The sequence below is a fragment of the Pseudonocardia sp. SID8383 genome (genome assembly GCF_009864975.1).
Lineage (GTDB): Bacteria > Actinomycetota > Actinomycetes > Mycobacteriales > Pseudonocardiaceae > Pseudonocardia > Pseudonocardia alni.
This window is the reverse complement of the sequence record NZ_WWFY01001152.1, coordinates 1-5263: the sequence shown is the minus strand read 5'-3', so window position 1 is coordinate 5263 and position 5263 is coordinate 1. Positions and strand designations below refer to the sequence as shown.

At 76.0% G+C, this 5263-nt stretch carries 5 protein-coding genes and 1 pseudogene; all 6 read left to right on the top strand.

Features of this window, described 5'->3' with window-relative positions; all coding sequences use genetic code 11:
• A pseudogene (locus GTW08_RS28085) lies at nt 1-218 on the top strand (ABC transporter substrate-binding protein); the annotation flags it as partial.
• A 73-nt stretch (nt 219-291) separates the two neighbouring features.
• Nucleotides 292-1581 (top strand): MFS transporter, encoded by a 1290-nt coding sequence (locus GTW08_RS28080; RefSeq protein WP_217266913.1) that lies wholly within the window; start codon nt 292-294, stop codon nt 1579-1581.
• A gap of 9 nt (nt 1582-1590) precedes the next feature.
• On the top strand, nt 1591-3114 hold the full coding sequence (locus tag GTW08_RS28075; protein ID WP_073576625.1) for an ABC transporter substrate-binding protein: 1524 nt from the start codon (nt 1591-1593) through the stop codon (nt 3112-3114).
• Nucleotides 3111-4085 carry an ABC transporter permease gene (locus tag GTW08_RS28070; protein WP_073576626.1) on the top strand — a complete coding sequence of 325 codons (975 nt, stop codon included), beginning with the start codon at nt 3111-3113 and terminating at the stop codon, nt 4083-4085. Before GTW08_RS28075 ends, GTW08_RS28070 begins: the two co-directional genes overlap by 4 nt.
• Nucleotides 4082-4888 (top strand): ABC transporter permease subunit, encoded by an 807-nt coding sequence (locus GTW08_RS28065; RefSeq protein ID WP_304580158.1) that lies wholly within the window; start codon nt 4082-4084, stop codon nt 4886-4888. Before GTW08_RS28070 ends, GTW08_RS28065 begins: the two co-directional genes overlap by 4 nt.
• Nucleotides 4885-5263 (top strand): ATP-binding cassette domain-containing protein (locus GTW08_RS28060; RefSeq protein ID WP_161152745.1); only part of this gene is annotated, 379 nt, incomplete at its 3' end. The genes GTW08_RS28065 and GTW08_RS28060, both read left to right, overlap by 4 nt.

The window sequence follows — 5263 nt, the reverse complement described above, 5'->3', positions numbered from 1 at the left end:
CCGACGTGCGGGCGCTGCTCGCCGTCGCCGCCCGGGCACCGGACGAGGCCCGCCGGACCGACGCCCTGCGCCGCGCCCAGCTCCTGCTGCGCACCGACGCCACCGCCTGGTCGGTCGGGGACGAGCACGTCGGCGTCACCGCGGACCTGTCCGGCGTCGGACCGGCCCGCCCGGACACCGGGACCTGGGCCCGGTTCCACCGCGCCCGCCTCGGCTGACCGCGCTGCATCTGATCGGCAGGTGCGCATCAGTGGCACTTGTGTCCGCAGGGACGTATGTGATCCCGTTCAGGTGATCAACCGACGGGGGGACGTCGTGCTGCGCTCCTTCGGCGAACTGACCGCGCCGAGCCGGATGCTCGTGGTGAACCAGTTCGGCATCAACCTGGGCTTCTACCTCGTGCTGCCGTTCCTGGCCACCCACATGGGGAGCCTGGGCTACGCGGCGGCGACGATCGGACTCGTCCTCGCCCTGCGCAACCTGTCGCAGCAGGGGATGTTCCTGGTCGGCGGCTCGGCGGCGGACCGGATCGGCTGCCGTCCGGTGATCATCGTCGGGTGCGCGCTGCGGATCGTGGCGTTCGGGCTGTTCGTCGTCGCCGACTCCCTGCCCGGCCTGATCGCCGCCGCGGTGCTGACCGGGCTGGCCGGGGCGCTGTTCAACCCCGCGGTGCGCGCCTACCTGATGGCCGAGGCCGGCGATCGCCGCGCCGAGGTCTTCTCCGTGTTCAACGTGTTCGGCCATGCGGGGGCCCTGCTCGGGCCGCTGCTCGGCGCCGCGCTGCTCGCGGTGGACTTCCGCCTCGTCGCAGCCGTGGCGTGCGCCGTGTTCACGGTCCTGACCGTCGCGCAGCTGTTCGTCCTGCCCGCCCGTCCGGCGCCGCCGCAGGACCGTGGGCTGCTCGGCAGCTGGGGCGAGGTCGTCGGCAACGGCCGGTTCCTGCTGTTCGCGCTCGGCGGGGCCGGCTACTTCGCCCTGTTCAACCAGCTGTACCTGGTGCTGCCGGTCGAGGCGCAGCGCGTGTCCGGCGTCGCCGGTGCGGTCAGCGCGGTGTTCGTCGTGTCGACCCTCGTCGGCATCCTCGGCCAGGTCCGCATCACCGCGTGGTGCCGCGCCCGCTGGACCGACGGGCGCACGATGGCCGCCGGGCTCGTGCTGATGGGCGCCGGGTTCGTCCCGCTGGGTGTCGCGGCGCCGTTCGTGCCGACCGCGCCCGCCGGGGAGTGGACCGCGGCCGGGCTGCTCGCGGTCACACCGGTCCTCGCGGGCACGGTCGTGTTCACCGTCGGCATGGCGATGACCAACCCGTTCTCGCTCGCGCTGCTGCCCCGGGTCGGCAGCGAGCAGCTCGCCGGCACCTACTACGGCTGGTACTACCTCGTCTCCGCCGCCGTCGTGGCGGTGAGCAACACCGCCGTCGGGAACCTGCTCGACCGCCATCCCGACGGCGCCGGCCGCTGGATCCCGTTCGCCGTCCTGCTCGCGATCGGGCTCGTCGGCGCCGCTGTCATCGCCTGGATGCAGCGCACCGGCAGGCTCGAACCGCGCGCCGTCACGACCAGCACCGCCACCACCGCCTGAGGAGCACCCGTGGAGCTGACCCGACGCACCTTCCTGGGCGGCGCCGCCGCGCTCGCCGCGGTCCCCGCCCTCGCCGCCTGCGGCGGCGGCACCGGCGGGGGTTCCGAGCGGCTGCGCGCCGCCTTCCCCGGCGGCGGCTCCCGCGAGTCGCTCGACCCGCACGTCGTCCCGCAGTTCGTCGACCAGGTCCGGGCCAGGGCCACCTTCGACACGCTCACCGGGTGGTCGCAGGACATGACCGCCGAGCCCCGGCTGGCCGAGTCCGTCGAGCCGGACGCCGCCGGCACGCGCTGGCGGATCCGGCTGCGTGACACCCGCTGGCACGACGGCCGCCCGCTGACCGCCGACGACGTCCTGTTCACCTTCCGGCGCATCGCCGACCCCGCCACGACCGCCTCGGCCGCGTCGCTGTTCACCCGGGTCGACCTCACCGCGAGCCGGGCCGCCGGACCGCGCGAGGTCGAGGTCGTCCTCACCGCGCCGGACTTCACCTTCCCGCTCTGGCTGGGCGCGCCCGGCAGCGAGATCGTCGCGGCGGGCACCACCGGGTTCGCCACACCGGTCGGGACCGGGCCGTTCCGGTTCGTGTCCTTCACCCCCGGCGGCCCCACCGTCTACACCCGCAACGACGCCTACTGGGACGGCGCCCCGCCCGCCCCGGGGCTGGAGCTCACCCCCATCGACGAGGAGCAGGCCCGTCTCGGGGCGCTGCTGTCCGGCCAGGTCGCCTACGCCCACGACCTGCGTCCGGCGAGTGCCCGCCAGGTGGAGGCCCAGGGCGGGCGGGCCACCCTGCTCACCGCACCGCAGTCGACCACCCAGTTCCTCAACCTGCGTGTTGACCGGCCACCGTTCGCCGACCCACGGGTGCGGGAGGCCGTGCGGCTCGGCATCGACCGCGAGGCGCTGGTCCGGGTGGTCCTGCTCGACACCGGGCAGGTCGGCGCCGACCTGTTCGGCGGGCCGGACCTGGAGTACTACCCGGCCGGTGCGACGGCGGCCCCGCGCGACGTCGGGCGCGCCCGGGCACTGCTGCGCGAGGCCGGGGCCGAGGGGCTGGCGTTCGAGCTGCAGACCTCGGGCAGCGACCCGAACTTCCAGCCCGCGGCCACACTCGTCGCCGAGCAGCTGCGCGAGATCGGCCTGGCCCCGACCCCGCGGGTGCTCGACGCCCCGACCTACTTCACCACCGTCCGCACCTCCGGGGTCGCGTCGTTCACTCGCACCGGGGCGCTGCCGATCCCCGACTTCATCGGGCGTCGCCGGCTGTCGTCCGCCGACAACTCGAACTACACCGGCTACCGGAGCGCCGAGGTCGACCGGCTCTACGCCGAGGCCGTCGCGAACCCCGACGAGAGCGCCCGCGGGGCGGACCTCACCCGGATCCAGACCCTGCTGCGCGACGAGTCGGGGGCACTGGTGTGGGCGCTGTCGGACTGGAACGTCGGTGTCGCCGCGGGGGTCACCGGGATCGAGGCCGCCAAGCCCAACAGCCACCTGTGGGGCCGCTTCGACAAGGCCGCCGCCGGATGAGCACCGGCGCGGCCCCGCCCGTCGTCGACGCCCGGGGCGGACGGTCCCCCGCCGGACGGGTGGCGGTCGCGGCCGCCCAGCTGCTCGCCGCCGTCGTGGCGATCTTCGCGCTGACGACGCTGCTGCCCGGCGACGCGGCCGAGGTCGTCCTGGGGCCCGACGCGACCGACGAGCAGGTGGAACGGCTGCGCACCGAGCTGGGTACCGGCCTCCCGGCCGCGGAGCGGCTCGGCGACTGGCTCGGCGGGCTCGTCACGGGCGACCTGAAGACCTCGCTGGTGACCGGGCGGCCCGTCGTCGACGAGGTGGCGGACCGGCTCGGGAGCACCGTGCTGCTCGCCGCGCTGGGGCTCGCCGTCATGGTCCCGCTGGGGGTCGCCGTCGGCACCGCGGCGGGACGCAGGCCGGGCAGCGTCGTGGACCGGGTCTCCACGGCGACGGTGTCGGCGCTGCAGGCCGCCCCGCAGTTCGCGACCGGGCTGCTGCTGGTCGGGCTCTTCTCGCTGCAGCTCGGCTGGCTCCCCGCGACCGGGGGCGGCGGGTCCCTGCTCAGCCCGGCGGTGCTGGTGCTGCCGGTCGTCGTGCTGGTCGCGGCGCAGCTGGGGTGGCTGTCACGCCAGATCCGCCAGGGCGTGCTGCAGACCGATCGGGCACCGCACGTCACCCACCTGCGCCGGCTCGGCCTGCCCGAGCGCGACGTGCTGCTGCGCCACGTGCTCCCCGGCGGGCTCGCGCCGTCGGTGCAGCAGCTCGCCCGGATCGTCGAGGGCACGCTCGGCGGGGTCGTCGTCGTCGAGGCGCTGTTCGCGTTGCCCGGGGTGGGGGCCGGGGTGGTCGACGCGGTGCAGAACCGCGACATCCCGCTGATCCAGGGCTACGCGCTGCTCGCCGCCCTCGTCACCATCACGGTCAACCTGGTGGCCGACGCGGCGACCGCACGGCTGAGCCCGGTACGGGAGGACGAGCCGTGAGCCGGGTGCCGGTGACGACCGCGGTCGCCGCGCTGCTCGCCGGGGTGCCGCTGCTGTGCGCCGTGGCCGGGCCCGTCCTCGCGCCGCTGCTCCCGGTCCCGGGCGGGTCCGGCGCGCTGCTCCCGCCCGGGCCGGGGCACCCGCTGGGCACCGACGCGCTGGGCCGCGACGTGCTGACGCTCGCGCTCACCGGTGGCACCACCGTCGTCACGCTCGTCGTCGGCACGCTGGTGCTGGCCTACGCGGCCGGGGTCCCGCTGGGGCTGGTGCTCGCCGCGTCCGGGCGCCGGTGGGCGGTGCTGCTCACCCAGCGGACGCTGGACGTACTGCTGGTCCTGCCGTCGTTGCTGGTGCTGCTGGTGCTCGCCGGCACCGGACGGCGCGGTGTCGGCTGGCTGCTGGTCGCCACCGCGCTGCTGCAGCTGCCCGCGGTCGTCCGGGTGGTCCGGGGGGCCGCCGGGGCCCCCGCGCGGCGGGTGGCGCTGGAGACGATGACGCAGAACGGCGAGCGGTGGTGGCGGATCCATCTCGCCGAGACCGGGCGGTTCGTCGCCGGGCCGGTGCTCGTCGACGCCGGGACCCGCGGCGTGCTCGTGCTGACCGTGCTGACCGGCGCGAGCTTCCTCGGGGTCGGGCTGCCACCGGACACCGTCGACTGGGCGGTGGTGATCGAGCAGAACGCGGCGTCGCTGTTCCTCGCCCCGTACGCGCTGCTGGTGCCGGCGGGTCTGCTCGTGGCGCTCGCCGCGGGGACGAACGTGCTGGTGGACCGGCTCGCGGACCGGACGGGGGCGGTCGTGTGAGCGCGCTGTCGGTCCGCGGGCTGACCGCACGCACCGTCGACGGGACGGTGCTCCTCGACGGCGTCGACCTCGACCTCGCGCCGGGTGCGGTGCTCGCCGTCGTCGGGCCGTCCGGGGCGGGGAAGTCGACGCTCGGGCTGGCGGTACTCGGCGAGGCCGCCACCGGGGTGGCGCTCGACGGGTCGGTACGGATCGGGCCCGCCGAGCTGCTCGGCGTCGCCCCGCGGGAGCTGCGGACGCGCCGGGCCGGTCGGGTCGGGCACCTCCCGCAGCACCCGGGCCGGGTCCTGGACCCGGTGCGTCGGGTCGGGCCGGTCCTCGACGAGCTCGCCGCGACCGTGCACGGTCGCGGTCGACGGCACCGGACCGCCCGGG

Excerpts from the sequence above, each read along its gene's own strand:
- GTW08_RS28070 (WP_073576626.1), top strand. The coding sequence starts at position 3,111 with ATGAGCACCGGCGCGGCCCCGCCCGTCGTCGACGCCCGGGGCGGACGG.